The following is a 23,432-nucleotide window of genomic DNA, read 5'->3' on the forward strand; positions in this document are numbered from 1 at the left end:
CGGACGCTCACGGGCGCCAGGCGGGTGAAAACGTGTCGCGATCCTTCACGCGTGCGGCGCGGAGAATCCTCATCACAACCGAGTGGCGTCGATCACCGCCTGCACGAATTCGCGTGGCGCTTCCTGCGGCGGGTTGTGGCCGACGCCGCCTGTGAAAGTGCGGTGTTCGTACTTGCCGGTGAATTTTTTCGCGTAGCTGGCAGGTAACGGATGCGGTGCGCCGTTCGCGTCGCCTTCAATGGTGATGGTCGGCACGCTGATCGTCGGTGCCTGCGCCAGGCGTTGCTCCAGCGCGGCGTACTTCGGCTCACCGTCGGCCAAGCCCAGGCGCCAGCGGTAGTTGTGCACGGTGATCGCGACGTGGTCGGGGTTGTCCAAAGCGGCGGCGCTTCGGTCGAAGGTGGCATCGTCGAAATTCCACTGCGGCGAAGCCAACTGCCAGATCTGTTTGGCGAAGTCGTGCGTGTATTTCGTATAACCGGCACGACCGCGATCGGTGGCGAAGTAGTACTGGTACCACCACTTCAGCTCAGCTTCCGGCGGCAACGGCTGCTTGCCGGCCTCCTGGCTGCCGATCAGGTAGCCGCTCACCGACACCAGTGCCGTGACACGTTCCGGCCACAGCGCCGCCACGATGCCCGCCGACCGTGCGCCCCAGTCAAAGCCTGCGATGGTGGCACGCTGGATCTTCAGCGCATCCATCAAAGCGATGACGTCGGACGCCAGCGCGGCGGGCTCGCCATTGCGCGGCGTGTCGGCGGAGCGGAAGCGGGTACTGCCGTAGCCACGCAGGTGCGGCACGATGACGCGATAACCGCGCGCCGCCAGTTGCGGCGCCACTTCCGCGTAGCTGTTGATGTCGTATGGCCATCCGTGCAGCAGGATGATGACCTTGCCGTCGGAAGGACCCAGATCGGCATAGCCGATGCTCAGGTCGCTGGCGTCGATCTGCCTGTCTGCCACCAATACCGCTGGAATGGCGGCGTGAGTGGCCTCTGGCGATGCAGCGCTGGCGATGCCGGCGAACGCGAACTGCGCGGAAAGCAACCACGGCAATAACCGAATGATGGAACGGGACTTGATCGTTTGCATGAGCGTGCTCCTGATAAGGATGAGGTCGGTGTTGGATCACTTGGCGTTGCGCAACGGCCGGAAGGCGGCGCGCAATTCGGCGCTGAACAACTGCGGTTGTTCCCAGGCGGCGAAGTGGCCGCCCTTCTCGGCTTCGTTGAAGTAGTAGAGCGTCGGATAGGCGCGCTCGGTCCAGCTGCGCGGCGCGCGATAGATCTCGCCAGGAAACACCGATACCGCGACCGGCACGGAAATCTCGTGGGTCTTCTGCGCGGCGGCACTGAAGTTATTGTTGTTGTTTTCCCAGTAGAAGCGCCCGGCCGAAGTCGACGTATTGGTGAGCCAGTACAGACTGATGTCGTCCAGAATCGCATCGCGTCCGAGCACGTTCTCCGGCACGCCATTGCTGTCGGTCCACTGCGCGATCTTGTCGTACATCCATGCCGCCATGCCCGCGGGCGAATCGTTCAAGGCATAGCCGATCGTCTGCGGGCGCGTGACCATCATTGCGCCGTAGGCGGCGTTGCGACCGAAGAAGCGGCTCAGCGTCTGGAAAGCGGTTTGTTCGACCTGCGTCAGCCCCGCCGGCGCCGGCGCGCCGCTGTTGATGGCGCCTACCAACTCGGAAGGGACCGTCGCAGGCATGGTCAGGTGGATACCTTTCAAACCTGATGGCGCTTGCCGGCCCATCACGTCGGAGATCACCGAACCGTGATCACCACCCTGCGAGACGTAGTGATCGTAGCCAAGCCGTTGCATCAGCACGTGCCACGCACGGCCAACGCGATCCGGTCCCCAGCCCAGTTCGGTCGGGCGGCCTGAGAAGCCATAACCGGGAATGGAAGGGATCACGACATCGAAGGCATCTTCGGCCCGGCCGCCGAACGCAGTTGGATTGGTCAACGGTTCGATGGTGTTGACGAACTCCAGGATGGAACCGGGCCAACCGTGCGTGAGGATTACTGGCAGCGCGTTGCGATGCCGCGAACGCACGTGGATGAAATGGATGTCCACGCCGTCGATGGTGGTGATGAACTGCGGGAGATGGTTGAGCTTGGCTTCCAGCCGACGCCAGTCGTAGTCGCCGCCCCAATAGTTGACCAACGCCTGCAGCTTGGACAGTTGCAGACCTTGGGAATCATCGGCGACGAGTTCGCGATCCGGCCAGCGCGTGGCCTGCACACGCCGACGCAGGTCCTGCACATCGCGCTCGGCCACGTGTACCTGGAAAGGCCGGATGTCATTGCCGCCATGCTTCTGTTTTGCCTGCGCGGCGATGGAGGGCAACAGGTTGAGCGCGCCGATCGACGCCGCGGCCAGCGCGGTCGAACCGATCAGGTGCCGGCGTTTGAAGTTGATGATCTCGTTGGGGTCGAAAGTGGACATGAACTGCTCCTCTTGAGTTGGATGAATTGCGCGAGAAGGCGCGAGACGGACGGATGAGGTGATTCGAAAGGTGGCGAGTAGCGCAGCGCGTCAGATCACCCAGCCGCCATCGAGGGTCAGGCTGGCGCCGGTCATGTAGCCGGCTTCGTTGCCGGCCAGGTAGGCGACCAACGCCGCGACTTCTTCTGGTCGGCCGACCCGCTGCAGCGGACTGCGCTGGGCCACCATGTCCAGGATGTCGGCGGTGATGTCGGTTTCGATCGGGCCCGGCTGGATGTTGTTGACGGTGATGCGGCGCGGTGCGAGATCCAGCGCCAGTTCGCGAGCCAGCGTTGCCACGGCGGCCTTGGTCATTGCGTATGCGCTGCCGCCCACGCTGCCACTGCGCACCGCCGTGTTACTGCCGATGGTGATGATGCGACCACCATCGCGCGTGCGTGCCGCGGCTGCCTGGATCGACAGGAACACGCCGCGCACATTGACCGTCAGCAACTGGTCCAGCATTTCCAGCGGGAATTGTTCCAGCGGGCTGCCCCGGTAGACGCCGGCATTCACCACGGTCACGTGCAACAGACCGAAGCGTTCGACCGATTGTTCGACGGCCGCTGCAATGGCGTTGGCGTCGGCGCTGTCGGCTTGAATGGCGAGCGCGTTGCCGCCAGCGGCCTCGATGGTGGCGACCACCTCGGCAGCCTTGTCCGGACGGGTCACATAGGTCAATGCGACGGCATGGCCTTCGCGGGCGAGCCGCAGCGCGACGGCAGCGCCGATACCGCGAGAGCCGCCGAAGACGAGAGCCGCTTTCTGGGGTGTGGAAGATGGGGTGTGCATGGCGTTTCCTCTGGGGAGTCCTGCCAGCGGAGGTGCCGTTGGCGATGGAGCCATTGCACGCTGCGGACTTGTCGCCGACGTGTCGCCAATCAGGGAGATTTGTCAGCAAACCGCGTGGATACGCCGTTGGATACAGACGCTTACAAAAGCGGGGGAGTTGTATCGGAATGTATCCACAGCCGCCGCCTACGCGTTGGGATACGAATCCGGCCGCTGGCCGACAAGGCGCGGATACAGCAGGACGTTGCAATGGCCACACACAACCAACCGGAGTTTCACCATGCAATCCGCTCGCCGACCAGGTTTCCCTTTGCTGGTCCTACTGACGGCGGCTGCCGTGCTACCCGTCGCCGCCCAGGCGCGAACCCCTGCGGTTGATCCGGATGCGCCGACGGTCGTCCTGGTGCACGGCGCCTTTGCCGATGCTTCCAGTTGGAACAAGGTGGCAGAACGCTTGCGAAAGCACGGCGTTCCGGTAATAGCGGTGGACAATCCGCTGACCTCGCTTGCCGACGATGTGGCTGCCACTCAGCGCGCCATCGCGGCCGCACCTGGCAAGGTCGTGTTGGTCGGCCATTCGTGGGGCGGCACCGTGATCACCCAAGCCGGCCGCGACCCCAAGGTCGAGGCGCTGGTGTATGTGGCGGCCTTCGCGCCGGACGTGGGCCAGAACTCGGCGCAGCAGGGCGAGGGTTTTCCGCTCGCACCCGGTTTGCAGAAACTGGTCGAAACCGCCGGCTTCCTGTCGTTGTCGGCGGAAACGGTCGCCAGCGATTTCGCTCAGGACCTGAAGCCGGCCCTGGTGCGAGAGGTATGCGCACACCAGCTGCCGTTGAAGGCGGCGGCATTGTCCGAGCCCGTCGGCTTCGCCGCATGGCGTTCGCTGCCCAGCTGGTACGTCGTCTCGCGCAAGGACCGCATGCTGTCGCCTGAGCTGCAGGTGGCGGCCGCGGTGCGCATCGGCGCGAAATTGCGGTCGGTCAATGCGGGGCACGTTTCGCCATTGTCCGCTCCGCGTGAGGTAAGCGACGCCATTTTGGAAGCCGCTGGCCTGAAGCAGGCGGACCCGGCGCCCGGTGCCGACGATGGCGGTTGAGTTGCAGGGCGCGCCTCGACGCTACTATTCCCATGACAACCAAGTCGGTCCGCATGATCCAAGCACCGGAGAACCATGATGTCCCACACCGATCACATCCTTGTCGTCGACGACGATCGCGATATCCGCCAGATGGTCGGCGACTACCTGCTCCGCAACGGCTTGCGTGTCACGCTGGCCGCGGACGGGCGCGAGATGCGTGCGGCGCTGGACACGAGCGACATCGATCTGATCGTGCTGGACGTGATGATGCCCGGCGAGGACGGCCTGTCGTTGTGCCGCAACCTGCGCGCTGGCAAGCACCGCGCGGTCCCGGTGGTCATGCTGACCGCCCGCGATGACGAGACCGACCGCATCATTGGGTTGGAAATGGGTGCGGACGATTATGTGGTCAAGCCATTCTCCTCACGCGAACTGCTGGCGCGCATCAGCGCGGTCATCCGCCGCGCGCGGATGCTGCCACCGAATCTGCAGGTGAGCGAGGCGTCGCGGATGATCGGTTTCGGCCAATGGAAACTGGACACCACCGCGCGTCATTTGCTGGACGAGGACGGCACCGCCTATCCGCTCAGCGGCGCCGAGTTCCGCCTGCTGCGCGTATTCATCGATCATCCGCAGCGTGTGTTGAGCCGCGATCAGCTGCTCAACCTGACTCAAGGACGCGATGCGGAAGTGTTCGACCGCTCCATCGATCTGCTGGTCAGCCGACTGCGGCAGCGCCTGGGTGATGGCCCACGCGAGCAAACGTATATCAAGACGGTGCGCAGCGAAGGTTATGTTTTCTCCCAGCCAGTCACGTTGATCGGGGAAGAAGCATGAGGCCAGAGGTGCGCGCATCGGGTTTTAGCCTGTTGCCGCGCACGCTGGCCGCGCGTGTTCTTCTGATTCTGGGAGGCGGCTTGCTGCTGGCGCACGCGTTGTCGTTCGCCTTGTTGTTCTACGAACGCGCCACCGCCACGCGTTCGATGATGCTCACCAATTTGGAGCAGGACATTCCAGTAAGCGTTGCCTTGCTCGAACACCTGTCGCCCGAGGAAAGAATGCAATGGTTACCGCGGCTGGAACGCCGCACCTATCGCTACCTGTTGCGCCCGGCGCAACCGGGCACGCCGCTGGCGAGCGATCGCGCGCAACAGGTGACGGCGCTGGTCGACGATGCGCTGCGGCACCGCTACCCACTGCGTCCGCGTGCTGTCTCCGCATCACCCGAGCGCTACGAAGTGGAACTGACGTTGGCCGACGGGCAGCCGCTGACCATTGAGGTAACGCCATCGCTGCTGCCCATCGCGCGCTGGCTGCCGTGGATGCTGGCCGCCCAAGTGGCCTTGCTGTTGGCATGCGCGTGGCTGGCGGTGCGGTTGGTCACGCGGCCACTGGCACGGTTGGCGGACGCCGCCGAACGGCTGGATCCCGCGCAGGCGGGACCACCGCTGTCGCAGGAAGGACCCGCAGAGGTGGCGAAGGCCGCGCGTGCACTCAATGCCTTGCAGTCGCGCGTGTCCGCGCACGTCACCGAGCGCATGCAAATCCTGGCCGCGATCTCGCACGATCTGCAGACGCCGATCACGCGCATGCGCTTGCGGCTCGAGTCCCTGGATGAAAATCCGGCGCATGCACGCCTGATGGACGATGTAGACCAGATCAGCCAGCTTGTGCGCGAAGGCGTCAACTACGCCCGTAGCGCCAACGTCGCTACGGGAGCTTCGGTGCGGCTGGATTTGCCGTCTTTCCTCGATAGTGTGGTGGGCGATTATCAAGATACGGGAAAGCCCGTCCAACGCATTGAGGGCGATCATGCCTCACTGCAGACGCATCCCCAGGTTCTGCGCCGCGTCGTGCAGAACCTGATCGACAACGCGTTGGCTTACGGTGGCAGCGCCGAGGCCACGCTGCGCATCGATGCCGATGGCCGCGTGTGCATCGACATAATGGATCGAGGTCCTGGTATTCCCGAAGATCAGCTGGAAGCGGTGCTGCAACCGTTTCATCGACTGGAGTCTTCGCGCAGCCGTAGCAGCGGAGGTACCGGACTAGGCTTGGCAATTGCGCAGCAACTAACGCAATCGCTGGGTGGAGCGTTGCGGCTGAGCAATCGCGAAGGCGGCGGACTGTGCGCCACGGTCGCGTTGGCAGCCGATCAGCTCGCTGCCGGCACAAAGGACTGAACTCGCACGCGTCCCTGTCAGCTCGGCCTGCGATGGAAATGAGGCCGGTGACAGGCGATGTATATCCGTAGGAGCGGCGTCTCGCCGCGAGCTCTTACTGTCAGATAGCTTCATACCCGTAGGAGCGGCGTCCCCGCCGCGAGCCTTTCCGTCACGCCGCGATAAATGCGAAGAGCTCGCGCCGGGACGGCGCTCCTACAAGTGCGTGCGAATTCGGCAAGATGGCTCGCTTTGTAGGAGCGGCGTCCCGCCGCGAGCCATTTCTGTCAGATCAATGTGTATACCCGCAGGAACGTGGGCATTGGGTGAGATCGCGGGAAGGGCGTTGCTCAGCTATGAGCGTGTTTAAACAATGCCGCCGTTGGCGAAGATGGTCTGCCATCTTGATTCACGCAATCAAAAGCCTGGAGGATTCCCGGCGGTTGCGCTGCCCGGGCGGGGCCTCAGACCACACGTCGGCGATGCGTCTGACGGCTTCCACCAATTGTTCCTCGGGCTTGGCATACGGAATCCGCAATCGCGCATCGGAGCCGCCTTCGACACTGAACACCGGGCCTGGCGCCAGATAGACGCCGGCGCGCTCCACGTCGGCGGCCAATCGCGTTGCGCTGCCATGAGGCAACTGCACCCATAACGTCAGGCCGCCGCCAGGAAGCCGGAAACGCCAACTCGGCAGATGCTCCGCCAAGGCCAACGCCAGCGCGTCCCGGCGTTGCCGCAGTTGTTCGCGCCGAACCGCGAGGATGTCGGCGGCGCTGAGCAGTTCAGCGATCACAAGTTGATCGAAGAGTGAGCTGCCCAGATCGATCTGCACGCGTGCAGCGATGATCCGGCTGACGAGTTCGCGCGGCGCCCTGATCCAACCTACCCGCAATCCACCCCAGAACATCTTCGACGCACTGCCGATGGTGATGGCGTCGGCCGCATGTGCGGCGAAGGGCGCGGGCATCGGGTCGTCGGACAGGCCGGTCGCTTGCAATGATTCGTCGATGATGGCGACGGTGCGCGTCGCACGCAGGGCGCTGGCGTATCGCGCCCGCGTCGCGTCGTTCATCAGGAGGCCCGTGGGGTTCTGAAAATCGGGAATCAGGTACGCGAGGTGCGGCGAAGTCTGCCGCAGCGTGGCTTCGATGCCATCCATGTCCCAGCCTTCGTCACCCAGCGAGTCGGACAGCGGCGAGCTGATCAAGCGGCCGCCACCGAGCCGCAAAGCCTCGATAGCGTTCGAGTAGACCGGCGACTCGATCATGATGCGATCGCCCGGGCGGGAAAGTGCGCGGGCAATGATGGCAATGCCCGAAAGCGCACCGGAAGTGATGACGATCTGCCCGGGCGTCGTGGGCAGCCCGCGTCGTACGTACGATTCGGCGATGACCGCCTGCAAGCCTGGCAATCCCGACGGCAGGTATCCGTCGCTGGCCAAGTAGGACGGCAAGGCGGCGAGGGCGCGTTCGTACGCGGCGGCGACGCCTGGTGTTGCCGCGCCAGCCGCGCAATTGAGATCGATCGCGCCTTCGGATGGCGCCGTCGCGCCGAGCGAGTGCAACGCATGATCATGTGCGCGGCGCAGGTCGATCGGGACAGTCGCGTAGGTTCCTGCGCCTTGCCGCGCCGTAGCGAATCCGGCGGCGATCAGATCCGCGTACGCGCGGGTAACGGTGTTGCGGGAAACGCCGAGCGCCTCGGTGACGGCGCGTTCGCTGGGCAGGCGAGTGCCGATGGGAATGCGGCCATCGCCGATCAGTTCCTGCAACGCCTGCCGCAGGCCGCGGTAGGCGGGCGAGCGATTGAAACCGCTGACGAGCGCGGCAAGGCGATCAGGGGCGATGGACCGGTTCATAAGGCCACTATCGCACGATTGGCTCTATGGAAAAGAGCCAATCGACGCGATGGTGGCCTCATGAAAACGAACATATCTTCCTCCGGGCTGGCCAATCTGGGCCCCTTGGCGCAACTCAAAGCCGGGCGCCTGCCCGAGCGCCTGCTGCGACTCCTGTTGGGCCTGTGGCTGTACGGCGTGGCCATCGCCTTGATGATCGAAGGCGCCGTCGGCGCCTCGCCGTGGGATGTCTTCCACCTGGGTGTCGCGCGGCACGTGCCGTTGTCCTTTGGCGTAGTCATGATCATCGTAGCGGTCGTCGTGCTGCTGGCCTGGATTCCGCTGCGCCAAATGCCGGGCTTGGGCACGGTGGCCAACACGCTACTGCTGGGACCGTTCGCGGATATCAATCTTGCGCTGCTCGACACGCCGGAAAGCTTGCCGGTGCGATGCGCCTACCTGCTGGGCGGCGTGCTGGTGTGCGCATTGGCGACGGCACTGTACGTCGGCGCCCAGCTGGGGCCCGGACCGCGCGATGGATTGATGACCGGACTGGCGCGCCGGACCGGCTGGTCCATCCGGCGCGTCCGCACCATCATCGAAGTCGGCGTGCTTGCCGTAGGCGTGGCGCTGGGCGGAACCGTCGGCATTGGCACCGTGGTTTTCGCCCTGGGTGTTGGGCCGGCGACGCAGTTCTTCCTGCGTTATCTGGTGGTGCGACTGGATACGCCCAGCAGCGGCGCGTTGCCGGGCGAAGCTTGATTAATGCCGACATCCGCTCGTGCTGTGCGACAGACCCAGATTGGCCCCTCCAATCCAACATTGGCAGTGCACGCTCCAAGCGGCTTGATTGCCTGACTGTACCTGCATAAGCTCGCTCCAATCGGGGAGCGCGACGCGGGCATCATGAAAGATGGGGATATTGGTCTCCCAGAATGGCAGTCTTGGATTGCGATGCAGCCTATAACTCATCAAAGCTGAGATCGCTTCGCAGATCGTTAGTCAACCCTTGGAAACTCATGACGAACAACACCATTCTGTTCCTGTGCTTTCTTGTGGCCGCTCCCGCTGCGGCTCAAGACCAGACTCAGGTGAAATCGATCTTCGCCCAGTACCAATCTCGCGCGAAGGCCTTCGACGCTGGCGTCGCTGATCTGTATTGCGATACGGCAGTTATCCGCAACGTACGCACTTACCCGGATGGACAGCAGCGTACGCTTGAGTTGCCCGCGCCAAAATACAAAGAGCTCATTCGCGCGGCCATGCCGTTGGCTCAGGCCAAAGGTGATTACAGTACCTATTCCGACGTCGTATTTACCCCGGAGAATGTTGGATTTCGGATTACGGCTGTCCGCTATTCCGTAGTAAAACAGTATTCGAGTCCAGTCTCTTTGCTCGTCGGCGATTGTGGCGACGGGAGTCCCGGCATTCTTGAAGAGCTAAGTCAGTCGCGGCCATGACGGCAACAATTCATTCAAGCCGAATCAGTTTCCCGTGAACTCGATCAAAGATCGGGGAGTTATGACGCTGGCCGCCGTCGCGAAAGTTCTGAAAGCCGCGCACTGGCTATCATCGGCGTTGATTATTTCCTTCAGTGTACTGTTTGCCGGAGCTTTCTTTGGCTCTGGCATTCTCGCGGATAGACCTGGGCTGGTCGTATGCGGCGTCGGCTGGGCGCTGATCACTGTTCCCATCTATCACCGACAGCATCCCACGAAACGACTCACGCACTGGTCAATAGCGGTGGGCGCCATCGGCGTGCTGGTATTCATGCTCGGGCTCGCGATGCATGGCGGCACGCTTCAATAATGAGCAAGATAGGCCTCACCTTGTGCCTTTTTTACTTGGCATTCGCTGGGCTTTGCATATGGGCGTCGTGGGAGTCCGCCGGCGACCCCAAGGGCTCTTTTGTCCTACTTCAGTTGCCGCTGGCCCTTCAGCTTGGCTTTCTCGATTGGCTTGGACTCGGTTCGCTGCTGAGCCGCGCATCCTGGCCGGTTGCCTATTCGGTCATCGGATCACTCACGCTTATTGCACTGTATCTATCGGGCTGGCTGGTCAGTCGTGCTATTCGCACATTTCAGGGCGTTAGCAGCCAGGGTGCCGGAGAAAAGATCGATTGAAGTGGCTGGCGAGATGCATGTCGTTCGCTGAGGTTTGAGCCGAAGTAAGCTCGTTCTGTGCGATGGATCGAAGGTGGCCGCTTCCACCCTGAGAGACCTTATGTCGAAGCCGGGCTAGAGCGTGCTCCCATTCGTGCGGGATGCGCGGGTGACACGCGCAGCAGATCGACGATGCGATAAGCCCCTTCATAGACAAGCAGCGGAAGCAGCCAACTCAGCCAAAGCAATATCGCGATCGTTGTTGGCGACGGCGGCAACTCCAGGGCTATCAGAGCTTGAAGCAATATCCGGAACGTGATCGGAGAGAGCGTCACGAGATAGTTGCGGGTCATCCAGTTCCGGTGCGGCGCTACTCGCCCGCGATGAATCGCGATCAGTGCCACCAGGGCAGTCGTCAGCCATGTCAAAGCGGTGGCGGCAAACGCCGAGCGGATTTCGAACGGAGCAGGCGAAGTAGCGATCAGCCCGGTGGCGCCTGCGCACGCAATGAGCATGCCGACCATATAGATCCGGCCCGTCCAGCGATGCAGTCGCGGAAAGGCTCGCGGCCACCGGGTCAAGAACTGGAGCGGCCCCAGGACAACGGTCAGTGCTCCGCCACCCAGGTGGGTCCATAGCCAACCGCGTCGCGACCAGAACATGGTGTAGGCGCTGGGATCCAGATGGCTGTACTTGCCATGGACGGTCAGCAGGAAGTTGATGCTGATCGCCGCGAGGGCAAGCCACACGATGGCCCAACCAATACGCTGAGCAAGGCGCATGCGGATAGGTGAAACAACGTCCTGGATCGCGTGGCCCATAGGCGCCTCAGGCTGGTGCCGGGCCCAAGGATACACGGGGGCGGCCATCTGATTGAACCGGGCCCCACCGCGCCGATCTATGTTGATTCTTGGCTGATCCGGTCGATCACTTTCTTTGGTGGGCTCGGTTGTCGATAAAGCACGCTTCGGCCGAACGCGAGCGCCGTGCTCCTGCAGATGTGCGTTCATGCGCAAATTTGCCCGACCTATGTCGAACTCGCGTCCGGCTGTTCGTCGTAGTGATGAATGTCCAATGACATCAGCACACCAAAACCTCGCAACCGATTTTCACCAGGAGTGGCTCACGATGACCGTCATCATTACCGCCTTTGAACGGTCGCCCGACGGCGGCAAGGGACTGGCGCGCGATACACGCGTCCGCTGGGCGCTTGAAGAAGTGGGCCAACCTTACGACGTTCGCCTGGTTTCGTTCGGTGCGATGAGGAAACCCGCGCACATAGCGCTGCATCCCTTCGGTCAGATTCCCACCTACGAGGAAGGCGATCTCGTCTTGTTCGAAACGGGTGCGATCGTCTTCCACCTTGCCCAGCGCCACCCAGGCTTGTTGCCGGACGACGCCAACGCGCGGGCGCGTGCGGTCACCTGGATGTTCGCCGCACTCAACACCGTGGAGCCGCCGATCCTGGACTTGTCCAACACCAGGATCGCTGAGAGTGACAAGCCATGGAGCAAGGAGCGCTTGCCCCTGGTGGAAGATCGCGTCCGCCATCGGCTGGTCCAGCTTTCTGCTCGCCTGGGTGATGCCGACTGGCTTGATGGTGCATTCAGTGCGGGCGATCTGATGATGGTGTCGGTGCTCCTGAGGCTGAGACCGTCAGGAATTCTGGACGAGTTTCCAAAGCTGGCTGCCTATGTCGCCCGCGGCGAAGCGCGTTCCGCATACAAGCGTGCTTTCGCCGCACAGCTGGCGGTTAACGCCGCCAAGCCGCAAGCCGGCTGATGATTGGTTATAGGGGCTGGAAGCAGACGGATCCGCTGATCATCCTGGTCGGCGAGCCGATCAGTGAGCGCTAGTGTCCGCCGGTGTGCGATGGCATCGCAGTTGCTCGCCGCAGTACCATCACCAGGCACCGCTGACAGCCATAAAAAGGAGAAGGTGATGAAGAAGTTGTATGTGATCGCCCTGATGGGCTTCGCTCTTGGCCTGAGCCAGGAAGCGTTTGCAGAAGTGGTCAATATGACGAACAGCGCGGACGGCGCTGATCGGGACAGCGGAATTTCCGCGGTGAAGGAAAAATTGAATGCCGCTTGCAAAGAGCGTGGAGGCACGCCTGATCCCGAATCATTCGAGGTGGTATTCGAGAAAACGAGCCCGAACCCGGATGTACCAAAACCATACTACGTCGACGCAAAAATGAAATGCGACCTTCCGTAAGAATGGTGGAAACTCTACCTGCACGAGCCCAGCTTTGGCTGGGCTTTTTACTTCAGGGCCGTCTGTGTGTTTGAGATACGGATGATGTCCGCGGCAACATCCGCAAGATCGTCACCGAACTGGTGGCCACGTCCGTCGTACTCCCGAACAGCGGCGCGAGGTAACTTGGCTGCGTATAGCGCCAGGTGTGAAAAGGGAACGATCTCGTCGTCGCGGCTGTGATAGAGGAAGAGCGGCCAGTCGCCGGCTAGCCGTGCGGCGGCATCAGCGGGCAATGCCATCTCCTCCCAGCGCCACGATGGATCCGCGCCCCAGTATGGCGCGGCGACGACGAACAACCCCAGGATGGATAACGGCGACGGCGGGTCGCACAAGTACTTCAACAGCACCGAGCCGCCTATCGAATGCCCGACCAACGCCACCGAGCCCTTGATCGAAACGAGCCGCGCATCTATCTCGGCTTTCCACTCCGGGTACGGGCAATTCTCCTCGTCAGGCATCTGCGGGTATTGCACTTCCCAGTCGGCGCCCAGCGCGCGTTCGAGGGAATCGGCGAGCACTCGATCCGCCGCGTAAGCACCCGTCCCTCCGCCTTGGATAACAAGCACAGATCCGTTCATGGCATTCACCGGCAATGGGTGCAGATGACACGCCCGCGAGTCTAACCCCCTGGGTGAGCTTCTAATCGGTAGAGAACTCGCGCCGCCCGCGCTCGGCGGACATGCGGTGAACACCCGCCAAGGCTGTGCTGCGTGCCTTCACCGTCTGCAGGAACAACCATTCGCCGGTGATGCGTTGCGGTCTGACGTCGATCATCATGTAGCCGCGATGGCGGGTGTCGCCCCAGACCAGCTCCGGATTCGTGGCGACAAAAGCGGCGGCGATATTCTTCGGGTCTTTTCCCAACTGCCCTTCGATGCCATGGGACGTCACGGCATGACAGGCGAATTCGACGCCTGCGGGCCGCCCGTCTTCCGCCAACGAATACGCCCAGGCATTGTGGCTATCGCCCGACAGCATCACCAGGTCCGCATCCGCTTGTTGAGCCGCATTCAACAGACGCGAACGCGCGGCCGGATAACCATCCCAGCGATCCATCCACATCGGTAGACCGAGCTTGGACGCACGCACATCGCGCTTGAATTTGTTCACGGCGGCCTCGCCCGCTTCGGGACGGACCCAGCCCGGCGTTTCTTCCGGCATCAAGGTGCGTCCGATGATCGTCCCCATGCCGACCATTTGCCAGGTGGAAGCGGCCGCGTTGCGCTTCAGTTCCTGTGCCAGCCAGGATTCCTGCTCCGAGCCGAGCATGGTGGCCGTCGGATCGCGCCAGGCGCCGTCACGGAAACTGGCTAGGGCCACGTCCGGATTGCTGGCTTGGTGCGCCTTGGTCAATTCCGCCGATGCGGGCCGCGTGCGCGCCAGCACGCGTGACTCGGTGCGGTACAGAGTGGCCAGCGTGCCGATGTGGTACGCCTTCCAGGGCTCTTCTGAAACGGGGAGCCACTCGCGGTAGGCCTGCATCGCGGCCGCGCGGCGAGTGTTCCAATCCCCTTCGGTCGCTGGCTGATGATTCGCCGCGCCACCTTCCCAACTGTCGTTGGTGATTTCGTGGTCATCCCAGAGCGCGATCATCGGCGCCATCTGGTGCAGCTTCTGAAGATCCGGATCGGCCCGGTAGCAGGCAAAGCGCAGGCGATAATCGAGCAGGCTGATCATCTCGCGGTCATGCGCCGGCATGGTCTCCCGGCCGGCGACAAGATCGTTGTTCTTGTATGAGGCGATGCCGTATTCGTAGATGTAGTCGCCGACATGCAACCACAAATCCAGATCATCGCGCTCCGCCGCATGGGCGTACGCATTGAACCAGCCCATCGGTAGATTCGAACAGGAAAACAAGCCCAGTCCGAAGCTATCGACATCGCCGACCGGCAATGTCTTGGTGCGGCCAACGGGCGATTTGCCGCCATCAGGCGCAACGAAGCGATACCAGTAAGCCGTGCCGGGCTGCAGGCCGTCGACGATCACCTTTGCCGTCCAATCGCGATACGCACCGGTGCGCATGCTTCCACCGGACACCACGCGCGTGAAATCGCGGTCCAGCGAAACTTCCGCCTCCAAGCGAACTTCATCGACGCCCGCGGCGGGTACATAACGCGTCCACAGCAGCATGGAATCAGGGCCTGGTTCGCCACTGGCGACGTTGTGCGTGAAACCCTTGGCTGCCAGGATTTCGGCAGCAAGACCACGACCTATCGGAAGCATCAGTGCCCCCAAGCCAAGCGTGCCGCCAACGACCAGCCGCCGGCGTTCGATGTTCACCGTCATGGAATTTCCTCTGCTTTCACGGGAGCGAATGGCGCCTGCGCATCTCCTGTCCATCGCATCAAAGTGATGTTGGAGGTTTGCGCGCCTTTGGTGCCTGAGTTCATTGAGAGATAGAACAAACCATGTCCGACCGGTTGGAACCCCACATCTGCTTTCTGATGCCAGCCACGCACGCTAGTAGGGGCATCCTTCAAGCCATCCTCGGCTAGAGCGAGCAGTTGGCCTTGCTCCCAACCGTCCACGCTGGGCACGCCGATCAGATCGCTCATCGTCGGCTGAGTGCGTGCATCAACCGAGAATAGTGAGTAGTTGGGGAAAGATGTTTTCTTACCCGGATAGACGCCCATGAACCAGCGTTGCAGCGTTTCGTCATAGGAAAGGTTCTGCACACCGTAGCTCGTGTTGCCAGTACGGACGAAGTACTTTCCTTGCGGCGTGCTTGGGCCGCTGTGGTGCGGATCCACCTCGGTCAGCGGTTTGGCGTACTTGTCCCAGTCGCCGATGTCGTACTGAAGAAGTACTTGATGATCGTTGTCGGCGCGCTCGGCGTTGCTGTAGACGCCGTAGGCGACGGTGAGATAGCGCGGGCCATCAACACGGCCGAATGCAGGGCCAAAACCTACGCCATCGATTCCAGAACAGCCGTAACGGTGATCCCGTGTAACAGCCAGGTTGCCGTCGAATTTTCCGTCACCGTACATATCCGCGGCGTAGTCGGCGGCTACTTCCGGAAGGTAGACGGTGCGGAATATCTCCGTCTTGCTCGCCTCGGTGCCCACCCGATCGAGCCGGTCCACGTCGATTACAGCGATGTAGAAGGCTTTGTCTTCCTTGTACTCGAGCGAGCCGTAAACCTTTCCGTCGGCTGGATTGAAATCGAGATCGCCCAGGTGGCCCGTCCAGCCGACCAGCGTGCCAATGAGCTTGCCGCTGAAGTCGTACTTCGCCAGTAGGTTGGTGAATGAGTAATAGATGTAGCCGCCCCGTACGTCAACGGCTATGCCCTGCACGTGGCCGGAGGGCCAGGTGCCGCCGTTTTGTTTGAGCGGCAGGTGGGGTGTCGACATGGTGGTGGGCTGTGCTATCGCCGTAGAAGTGGAGACGAGCAGCGTCCCCGCGGCAACGAGGACGCCGAGTATCCGCAAGGCACTCAATAGAACCTGTGCACTGCTAGGGTTGGAATCAATCGAAGTGGTCATGGTGTCGTCGGTACGAGAACAGGGATCCACCGATTGGCGTCGAGCCTAAGGTTCCTTCTCCCTTCGGGAGAAGGTGGCGCGCAGCGACGGATGAGGGAATGAAGTGTCCGCTTGTAACGAACTCTTCTAGCGAGTCGTTGCCATTCCCTCATCCGCCCTTTGGGCACCTTCTCCCGGAGGGAGAAGGAAAAGAAAGACCAAGAGCGTTCTAATATCTCGTCTGAAAAGAACGACCCACGGCGGCGGAGCCGAACAGCAGCAACGGGGATCGAATCAACCAACTCTACGCCAATTCAAAACTTCGCCTTGATCCCGAAATTCCACATCGAGCCATAGATCGTGTACTGCTGAACACGGCCGGGAACATTGGAATAGATGATGTCGGGCTCGTTGAAGATGTTGCGCCCCGCGAGTTGCAGTTCGACGTTCTTCGTCAACTTGTAGCTGGCGCTGATATTCCATAGCTCGCGTTCGGTGTGGTAGAGGATGCCGTTGTTCGCGGTGGTGGGCGTGTTGCTCAACGCGCTGACGCGGTACTTGCCTTGCCGGTTGCCGTTGATCTGGAAATCGAAGCGGCCGTGGTTGTAGCGGAGTCCCCAGTTCGACACCTGCTCAGGCACGTTCTGGCGCTCGCCATCGGGATTGATCGAGGTGATCGAGCCATAAAGGCTCAGCCCCTTGAACGCGCCCGGCAGGAAGGTGAGCTGCTGGCTGTACTCGAAAGTCAGGCCTTCGTTGGTGCTGGTGCCGGGGACGTTCTGCGCGCTGCGGAAGGTATAGCCGGCGTACTCGTTGGGATCGAAGCCGACATCCTCCGGCTCGACCGTGATGCCGGTGACCTGCATGTCCTTCATGTCGAGCTTGTAGTAAGACAGGCCAATGATGCCGGAGGGTTCGAGGTAGTACTGCAGGCTCGCGAAGTACTTGGTGGAGTGCTCGGGCTTCAATTCTGGATTCGGCACCGAAACGATCATCGTGTCGTCGTTAACGGAAACAACACCGCCGAGATTGCCGTAGTCCGGACGCAGGATGGATTCGCTGAAGGCGAGTTGGCCGACCAGCTTCTCGCTAAAGTCGTACTTCATGCCGCCGCTGAGGAACCAGTCCTCGTATTCGCCAGTGCGGGTGGAATAGGCGCCATTGTTGTATTGGTACAACAGGCCCTCGACGGTATTGACGGAGAGACCGGCGGCGGTCACCTCGCTCACCGGGCGGATATTCGCGACCCGCGAGGCTGTCTTGGTCTTTTCATAGCGTAGGCCCAGATCGAAGCGGGCTTCGCCGACACGCGTCTGGGCCTCGATATAGGCGGCATCGATCTCCTCCTGGATGCGCTTGTTGTTGCTGAGCTGGCGCTTCAGGTTGCCAACGGTGTCGGGGACGAAGTATTCGGGATGCGCCTTGTAGATGTCGTACATGGCGTAGTGGCTGTCCGCGCGCCAGTTCTGGTCATTCATGTTGCCGGCGTTGAAGCCGTTGATTTCGAACGGGTAGTTCTGCGTCCAGGGAATGACTGCCGCGGGGTCTCGCTGGGTCATGTCGCGGTTGGGGCCGACGTACTGGAATTGCTGCCAGGAACCCTCGTTGGTCCTCCAGTCGTTCTTGCGGCTACCAAAACCGCCCATCAGCGTGACCGGCAGTTCCTGGAAGGTGAGGTGTTTCTTCAGATCCAGATAGCCGCCGTACTGATCGTTGACGGCATCGGATTCGGAGGTACGGACGTTGTTGCCGATATCCGCGTCGCGATTGAAGTTGGTGGGGTCGCCCCAGGGACGGCCGGCGGTTTGCGCGATCGTCCAGGCATTCGAACTCTCGGACGGACGATCAAGCGTGAAACCGATACCGGTCAGCCAACTATCCGTGCGCTGAAAGAACCCTTCGCTGTTATCGCGGAAGTTGAACTCGGACCGGGAATAGCTGCCACGTAGCGTCGCCTCCAAGGTATCGCTTTTGAATTCGAGCTTCGGCGCGATGGTGTAGGTAGGGGTTCCGGCGTAGCGGTGCGAATACTCCGTTCTCAGGCGGGTGTTGGTCCCGTTGGGATTCACCACGATATGAGTGGGCGTGGATTCCGGCGTGGCGTAAGACCGGGTGGGAGTACCGAAATAAAGAAACGTGTACTGGTTGAAGTACTCGACGTCGTAGAACGAATAAGTGCTGCGCAGGGAGAGGACCAGTTCGTCCGTCAGCTGGTAGTCCGTGCTCAGGTTGGCGGCCGTGCGGCTGGTCATTTTCGGGCCCGGACGCCACATCACGCGATACGGCATGACGCGGCCATCGGCGAGGTACGACCAGTCGGTCTGGATGCGGTCCTGTTGCACGTAGTTGGCGTTGTAGCTGGTGTTGAACTCGACACCCAGGCGACCTTCCATAAACACATCAGCGAAACCGAACTGGCCGGACGGATAGATGGTCGAGTGCTTCTTGTCGTCGGGAAAATACTTCCGCGAAAAAGTGGAGTCGGATGTACCGACCGCGCCAAGCTGGGCAACGATCTGGCGGCCAGTTCGGTTGAACGCATACTTGCTGCGCAGATTGATCTGGCCGCCTGGGGAGTCGGCGTCCATGCTGGCCGTCAGCGTATTGTTGAGCTCGATCGACTCGATGCCGGTGATGGACATCTGTTCGAAGGAGTTCTGGCGGCCGCTATTGTTGTTGGAAGTGGCGGTAGCCATGCGGGCGCCGTCCACGGTAAAGGTGGAGTACTTCGGGTCCAGGCCGCCGATGCGCACGGCGGTGGCGTCCACCTCCGTGTAGTCGAGGGAAATACCCGGCATCGACTTCATGAACTCGCCGACATCGCCCATGGTGAGCGCACCGTAGTTGTCGGCGGCGACCACATTCTTCGCATTCATCGCGGCGCGGCGCTCCATGATGGCGCTGGCCTGGCCCTCGCGCTTGGCGGTGACCATCAGCATGTCCATCTCGACTGCATCGCCATTCGAACCTCCGCCGGAGTACGAAGGCACCTTCAACTCAAAATCCACCGCCGTTGCCTGGCCTGCATTGACGCTCGCGACCGCCTTCGATTCCTGCAGGCCGGTGTATCTGGCCACGACGGTAACCTCGCCGGCGGGAACGCCGGTGAGGCGGAAATGGCCGCCATCCTCGGAGTAGGCGACGATCTGCGTGCCTTCGACACGGATTTCCGCGTTGCGCACGTACTCGCCGGTTGCGGTATTAAGGACGCGACCACGCAGGACACCACTGCCCGTCTGTTGATCCGATGGCGTGCGCACGGCGTCGCCGCCCACCTTCTGCAGCAGGATGACATTGCCCTCATCGGATTTGATTTCCAGGCCGGTGCCTTCCAGCAACGTGCGCAGTGCCTCGCGGGCGTCCATTTCGCCGGCGATCTCCGGTGTGCTGATGCCTTCCAGTGATCCCGCGGGCGCGATGATCTGCAGCTGCGCCTGCCGGGCGAGCTCCGGAATGGCGGTGACGGCAGGCTGCGCGGACACTTCGAACTTGCGCTGTTGCGCCATTGCCTGGGGCGTGGACGCCAATGCAACGGAAATCGCGCAGGCCAACAGGACTTTCTTGTAAGAATTCATGGTCTATGTTCTCAACGAGCTGCGTAGAAAGAGCGGCATTGAAAACAAGAGTCCTGATGGATGCGCTTTCCGCTACCTGTCAAAAAAAATTAATGTGGGGATTTGGATGTGAGGCGTCAGTGCGTGCGGGTCACGGTGATCCGGCCGCTCTCCTGCCGCACTTCGGCGCCGAATACCTCCGCGACGGCGCGACTGAAGCCAAGCGGATTATTGGCGGCGAATAGCCCGGTGACCTGCATACGTGCCAGGTCCGCGTCTGCGATAACGATGGTCGTATCGCTGTAGCGCGCATAGATGGCCGCCGCTTCGGCCAGGGTTTCGCCTTGAAGCGCGATCTTGCCTTCGCGCCAGGCCAACTCGCGGCCCATTTGTCCGGACGAAAGCGATGCGGGTTTCCACGCCTTCTGCTTTCCTTCCGGCAAGGACAATCCGGTATTCGCTGCCAGAGGAATCCGGATGGGTTGCGTCACGCCAGCCAGCACGACATGGCCATCCTGCACCAGCACCTGCGTGGGCTGGCCCGCCAGCTTGCGCACGACAAACGTCGCTGATGAAGCCTTCAAACGCGCCTCATCGACTTCGACCAGCGTCGGCACCGCTTCAGCACCCTCGATCAGCACTTCGCCTCGCAGGAGGCGTATCCGTCGTTGTCCTTCCTCGTCGTACACCTTGATGCGGGTGTTGGTATTGAGCGTCACCATGGTGCCGCCACCCAGAGGCACCATGCGCATTTCCCCCTTGGCTGTGGCATAGGCGGTCGGCATCTGCAACGTTGCCGCCAGCATCACGACCAGCACCAGCGAAGCGGCCAGGGCGCCGCCCCATTCCATCACGCGGCGGCGCGGCCTTGCAGGGGGTTGGGGCAGGGTGGGCACGGATTGAAAGTCCGCCGGATCGTATTGCGGACCCAATGCGCGTGCGGACTCACTGCGCATCCATACGGCTTTGGCGCGCATGAACGCCCCGCGCCGCCGCGGATCACCTGCCAGCCACTGCTTCAATTCCCCGGCTTCGGTGGCGGACAGAGGCGCACGATCCATCCTCGCCACCCATTGCGCGGCGATCCGGTCAATGTCCCGGCTGGTTTCGCGTTCTTCCACTGGCACGCCTTTTTTCCCGCTCCAACTGACTAGAGGTTTTAGCGGGTGGGTTTCCGCCACTGGCGAAACAATCTGCCAGCCAGCGGATGCCACGGACGATATGTTTCTCGACCGTATTCTCAGAAATCCCCATCTGGGAAGCGATATCCCGCTGGGACAATCCGCGGACCCGACGCAGAACAAAGGCCTCGCGCGTCTGTCCCGGCATGCTGGCGATCACCTTGGCCAGCTGGCGCAGGTCGTCATGGGCGATCGCACTTTGCTCCGGGGTGGCCGCGTCATCGGCGAAGTCCATCTGGCCGAGGTCTTCAACCGCGAGGATCGACACGATGCGTGCCCGCCGGATGTTGCGGACCACCAGAGAATGGGCGACCTGGAACAGGTAGGCGCGCGGGTTCAGAATGTCGCTGACGATCTCGCGTTCGGCCAGTACCGCGTAGCTTTCCTGCACGATGTCATCGATGTCGAACGCTGTGGGCGCGCGGCGCGACAACCAGCCCCTGAGTGCTGGCTCGTGCGGCAGGATGTGATGCATGAACCAACGCGTCCTTTCGACATCGTCCAAGGCGCAATCCGTGTCGCCCTCACCTTCTGTTCGATCAGGCACCCAGGTTCCCCACCATCCGCCACCTCGGCAAATGTCGGGAGATGCTATTCGGCTCGGATGACAGGTGTGTTGCAGTCGCCTAAAGCTACGCTTGCACCACCTGCGGTCCGGGAACTTGGAAGATCGTGCGGATGAGGCCAGGAAAAATCCTCCTCAATTCCGTTAGACCCTATGTAGGAGGCAAGAGCCGGGTAGAAGCGCGGATAAACTCCTTGTGGGAGCGACGTAAGTCGCGACGTTGATGTTTCCGGTCGCGACTTACGTCGCTCCCACAAGGAATTCATCCGGGGAACGTCACGCTGCCTGCAACCCCGGCTGCCCGCGCTCAATAACAAAACTGGCGTGGGTTTTGATCTTCTCATCCGGCACCATCACCCGGTCCAGGATCTTCAGGTCCGCGTGCCACTGGTCGCGGGTGACGTCGCACAATACATAACCGCGTTTGTCGATCATTGCCTTCAGGTGTGGGTTGAGACTGCGGGTTGTGCGGGTGAAATCATCGTCCTCGCCCATGCCGTCCGCTCCGGAAGTAATGGATGTGGCGAGGAACTCGCTGCAGATCACACCAGAATCTTCGTGGTCCTGCAGCAGGTCGCTGGTGTAGTGGCGATGCGCATCGCCGCAGACGCTGACCACGTTGGTCATCCCGGCCTGCTGGATATGGCCCAGAAGACGGCGGCGACTGGCCAGATAACCGGACCATTGATCCATTGAGTGGATGACGCCGTCGCCGCCATCGCGAGGCTTCATCGCCAAGTTGGCCAGGCCGACCTGATGGGCGAGGACATGCCAGCGGTGATGATCCGGTTGCAGACCGTCATACAGCCATTCTTCCTGTTGCGCGCCCAGCATGCTGCGCTCGGCGTCGGCCGCCGCCGCGTTCTGCGGGCCATCGCGGTCACCGTTGACCTGGTCGCTGCGGTACTGGCGCGAATCGAGAAAGTGCGCCTGCAGCAGGTCGCCCCAGCCGGCGCGGTGGTGCATCTGCATGCGACCGTTGTGCGGCATCGAGCGCAGGCGTAGCGGCATATGTTCGTAGTAGGCCTGCATGCCGACGGCGCGACGCAGCATGAACAGTTCCGGCGGGGTACCGTCCTGGTCGATCTCGGAGGCCCAGTTATTGTCGATCTCGTGGTCGTCGAAGCTGACGAACCACGGCGCGGAGGCGTGGGCGGCTTGCAGGTCGCGGTCGCTGCGGTATTGGGCGTGACGGCGGCGATAGTCGTCCAACGAATAGATCTCGCCGCCGACGTGGCGACGCAGGTTGGTGAACGGTCGGCCACCCATCTTGCGCTCGCCCGGTCCGGTGTCGGGGCCTTCGTAGATGTAGTCGCCGTAATGGAACACGAAATCAAGTGGCTCCTCGGCGATGCGGCGCCAAGCGGTGTAGTGGCCTTCTTCATAGTGCTGGCAGCCGGCCACGGCGAAGCGGACGCGATCCACCTGCGCGCTTGCCAGTGGCAAGGTCGCGCCGCGGCCGACGGGGCTTATCGCCTCACCGACCGTGAAGCGATACCAGTAGGGACGCGCCGGCGGCAGACCTTCGATCTCAACGTGCACCGAATGCGCCAGCTCCGGGCGGGCCAGCGTGCTGCCCTGCTTGATGACCTTGCGGAAGCCGTTGTCTTCCGCAAGCTCCCACGTGACCGGCATCGGACGCATAACCATGCCCCCGCCTTGCTCCAGCGGCTTCGGCGCCAGGCGCGTCCAGATCACGAAGCCATCGGCTTCGGGTTCGCCCGACGCCACGCCCAGCTGGAAAGGATCGGTGTCGAAGACCGGACGGGTAAGTAGATTGCGCGGAGCGGTCTGCGCAAATGCGGACGGTGCGAGGAGTGCGCTTCCGAGCACAACGCCAGCGGTACCAATGCCCAGTGCCTGAAGCAGGCGGCGACGTTGCGAATCGGTCATGTGCTTGTCCGTGTGGCGCGACGCCGTAAGACGGCGTTGCGCGAGT

The 23,432-nt window shown here is 62.0% G+C and carries 21 protein-coding genes; 9 read left to right on the top strand and 12 right to left on the bottom strand.

Going from position 1 to position 23,432, the window contains the following annotated elements; translation table 11 throughout:
* Window positions 1-72 precede the first annotated feature (72 nt).
* The 3 genes from AB6O04_RS08000 to AB6O04_RS08010 all read right to left on the bottom strand — a co-directional run bounded on the left by AB6O04_RS08000 (window position 73) and on the right by AB6O04_RS08010 (window position 3,288).
* Window positions 73-1,092 carry an alpha/beta fold hydrolase gene (locus tag AB6O04_RS08000; protein ID WP_368563319.1) on the bottom strand — a complete coding sequence of 340 codons (1,020 nt, stop codon included), beginning with the start codon at window positions 1,090-1,092 and terminating at the stop codon, window positions 73-75.
* A 36-nt stretch (window positions 1,093-1,128) separates the two neighbouring features.
* A complete protein-coding gene (locus tag AB6O04_RS08005; protein ID WP_368563320.1) occupies window positions 1,129-2,457 on the bottom strand; it encodes an epoxide hydrolase family protein in 1,329 nt (442 codons plus the stop codon).
* Window positions 2,458-2,547: 90 nt separating this feature from the next.
* Window positions 2,548-3,288, bottom strand: a complete 741-nt coding sequence (locus tag AB6O04_RS08010) for an SDR family NAD(P)-dependent oxidoreductase (protein ID WP_368563321.1) — start codon at window positions 3,286-3,288, stop codon at window positions 2,548-2,550.
* A 280-nt stretch (window positions 3,289-3,568) separates the two neighbouring features.
* Here AB6O04_RS08010 and AB6O04_RS08015 point away from each other — a divergent pair, with 280 nt between their 5' ends.
* The 3 genes from AB6O04_RS08015 (at window position 3,569) to AB6O04_RS08025 (ending at window position 6,549) form a co-directional block, all read left to right on the top strand.
* On the top strand, window positions 3,569-4,384 hold the full coding sequence (locus tag AB6O04_RS08015; RefSeq protein ID WP_368563322.1) for an alpha/beta fold hydrolase: 816 nt from the start codon (window positions 3,569-3,571) through the stop codon (window positions 4,382-4,384).
* 78 nt (window positions 4,385-4,462) lie between these two features.
* The gene (locus AB6O04_RS08020) at window positions 4,463-5,203 is read left to right on the top strand and encodes a response regulator (protein WP_368563323.1); all 741 of its coding nucleotides are present in this window, start codon (window positions 4,463-4,465) and stop codon (window positions 5,201-5,203) included.
* A complete protein-coding gene (locus AB6O04_RS08025) occupies window positions 5,200-6,549 on the top strand; it encodes a sensor histidine kinase (protein ID WP_368563324.1) in 1,350 nt (449 codons plus the stop codon). The genes AB6O04_RS08020 and AB6O04_RS08025 overlap by 4 nt, the downstream gene beginning before the upstream one ends.
* 388 nt (window positions 6,550-6,937) lie before the next feature.
* Here AB6O04_RS08025 and AB6O04_RS08030 read toward each other — a convergent pair whose 3' ends face one another.
* The gene (locus tag AB6O04_RS08030; protein WP_368563325.1) at window positions 6,938-8,389 is read right to left on the bottom strand and encodes a PLP-dependent aminotransferase family protein; all 1,452 of its coding nucleotides are present in this window, start codon (window positions 8,387-8,389) and stop codon (window positions 6,938-6,940) included.
* 60 nt (window positions 8,390-8,449) lie between these two features.
* Here AB6O04_RS08030 and AB6O04_RS08035 point away from each other — a divergent pair, with 60 nt between their 5' ends.
* From AB6O04_RS08035 to AB6O04_RS08050, 4 genes are all read left to right on the top strand, one after another.
* Window positions 8,450-9,130 carry a YitT family protein gene (locus AB6O04_RS08035; protein ID WP_368563326.1) on the top strand — a complete coding sequence of 227 codons (681 nt, stop codon included), beginning with the start codon at window positions 8,450-8,452 and terminating at the stop codon, window positions 9,128-9,130.
* A 257-nt stretch (window positions 9,131-9,387) separates the two neighbouring features.
* On the top strand, window positions 9,388-9,828 hold the full coding sequence (locus AB6O04_RS08040) for a hypothetical protein (protein ID WP_368563327.1): 441 nt from the start codon (window positions 9,388-9,390) through the stop codon (window positions 9,826-9,828).
* A gap of 61 nt (window positions 9,829-9,889) precedes the next feature.
* Window positions 9,890-10,177, top strand: coding sequence for a hypothetical protein (locus tag AB6O04_RS08045; protein WP_368563328.1), 288 nt, complete (start codon window positions 9,890-9,892; stop codon window positions 10,175-10,177).
* The gene (locus tag AB6O04_RS08050; RefSeq protein ID WP_368563329.1) at window positions 10,177-10,491 is read left to right on the top strand and encodes a hypothetical protein; all 315 of its coding nucleotides are present in this window, start codon (window positions 10,177-10,179) and stop codon (window positions 10,489-10,491) included. The genes AB6O04_RS08045 and AB6O04_RS08050 overlap by 1 nt, the downstream gene beginning before the upstream one ends.
* A gap of 98 nt (window positions 10,492-10,589) precedes the next feature.
* On the opposite strand, the gene AB6O04_RS08055 is transcribed toward AB6O04_RS08050, so the two are convergent.
* Window positions 10,590-11,291 (bottom strand): DUF2306 domain-containing protein, encoded by a 702-nt coding sequence (locus AB6O04_RS08055; RefSeq protein ID WP_368563330.1) that lies wholly within the window; start codon window positions 11,289-11,291, stop codon window positions 10,590-10,592.
* Window positions 11,292-11,598: 307 nt separating this feature from the next.
* On the opposite strand from AB6O04_RS08055, the gene AB6O04_RS08060 reads away from it, so the two are divergent.
* On the top strand, window positions 11,599-12,252 hold the full coding sequence (locus AB6O04_RS08060; protein WP_368563331.1) for a glutathione S-transferase family protein: 654 nt from the start codon (window positions 11,599-11,601) through the stop codon (window positions 12,250-12,252).
* Window positions 12,253-12,411: 159 nt separating this feature from the next.
* Window positions 12,412-12,687, top strand: coding sequence for a hypothetical protein (locus tag AB6O04_RS08065; RefSeq protein WP_368563332.1), 276 nt, complete (start codon window positions 12,412-12,414; stop codon window positions 12,685-12,687).
* A gap of 47 nt (window positions 12,688-12,734) precedes the next feature.
* Here the strand turns inward: AB6O04_RS08065 and AB6O04_RS08070 are convergent, their stop codons facing one another.
* From AB6O04_RS08070 to AB6O04_RS08100, 7 genes are all read right to left on the bottom strand, one after another.
* Entirely contained in the window at window positions 12,735-13,307 is a 573-nt protein-coding gene (locus AB6O04_RS08070; protein WP_368563333.1) for an alpha/beta hydrolase, read from the bottom strand.
* Between the two features lie 61 nt (window positions 13,308-13,368).
* Window positions 13,369-15,015: an alkaline phosphatase gene (locus AB6O04_RS08075; protein ID WP_368563334.1), complete on the bottom strand. Its 1,647-nt coding sequence runs from the start codon at window positions 15,013-15,015 to the stop codon at window positions 13,369-13,371.
* Window positions 15,012-16,214, bottom strand: coding sequence for a hypothetical protein (locus AB6O04_RS08080; RefSeq protein ID WP_368563335.1), 1,203 nt, complete (start codon window positions 16,212-16,214; stop codon window positions 15,012-15,014). Before AB6O04_RS08080 ends, AB6O04_RS08075 begins: the two co-directional genes overlap by 4 nt.
* A gap of 293 nt (window positions 16,215-16,507) precedes the next feature.
* Window positions 16,508-19,768 (bottom strand): outer membrane beta-barrel protein, encoded by a 3,261-nt coding sequence (locus AB6O04_RS08085; RefSeq protein WP_368563336.1) that lies wholly within the window; start codon window positions 19,766-19,768, stop codon window positions 16,508-16,510.
* Between the two features lie 116 nt (window positions 19,769-19,884).
* Complete coding sequence (locus AB6O04_RS08090) at window positions 19,885-20,874, bottom strand: FecR domain-containing protein (protein ID WP_368563337.1); 990 nt, start codon at window positions 20,872-20,874, stop codon at window positions 19,885-19,887.
* Window positions 20,837-21,433 (bottom strand): RNA polymerase sigma factor, encoded by a 597-nt coding sequence (locus AB6O04_RS08095; RefSeq protein ID WP_368563338.1) that lies wholly within the window; start codon window positions 21,431-21,433, stop codon window positions 20,837-20,839. Before AB6O04_RS08095 ends, AB6O04_RS08090 begins: the two co-directional genes overlap by 38 nt.
* A 336-nt stretch (window positions 21,434-21,769) precedes the next feature.
* Entirely contained in the window at window positions 21,770-23,386 is a 1,617-nt protein-coding gene (locus AB6O04_RS08100) for an alkaline phosphatase (protein ID WP_368563339.1), read from the bottom strand.
* Window positions 23,387-23,432 lie beyond the last annotated feature (46 nt).

The organism is Pseudoxanthomonas sp. UTMC 1351 (assembly GCF_040948865.1).
Classification (GTDB): Bacteria; Pseudomonadota; Gammaproteobacteria; order Xanthomonadales; family Xanthomonadaceae; genus Pseudoxanthomonas_A.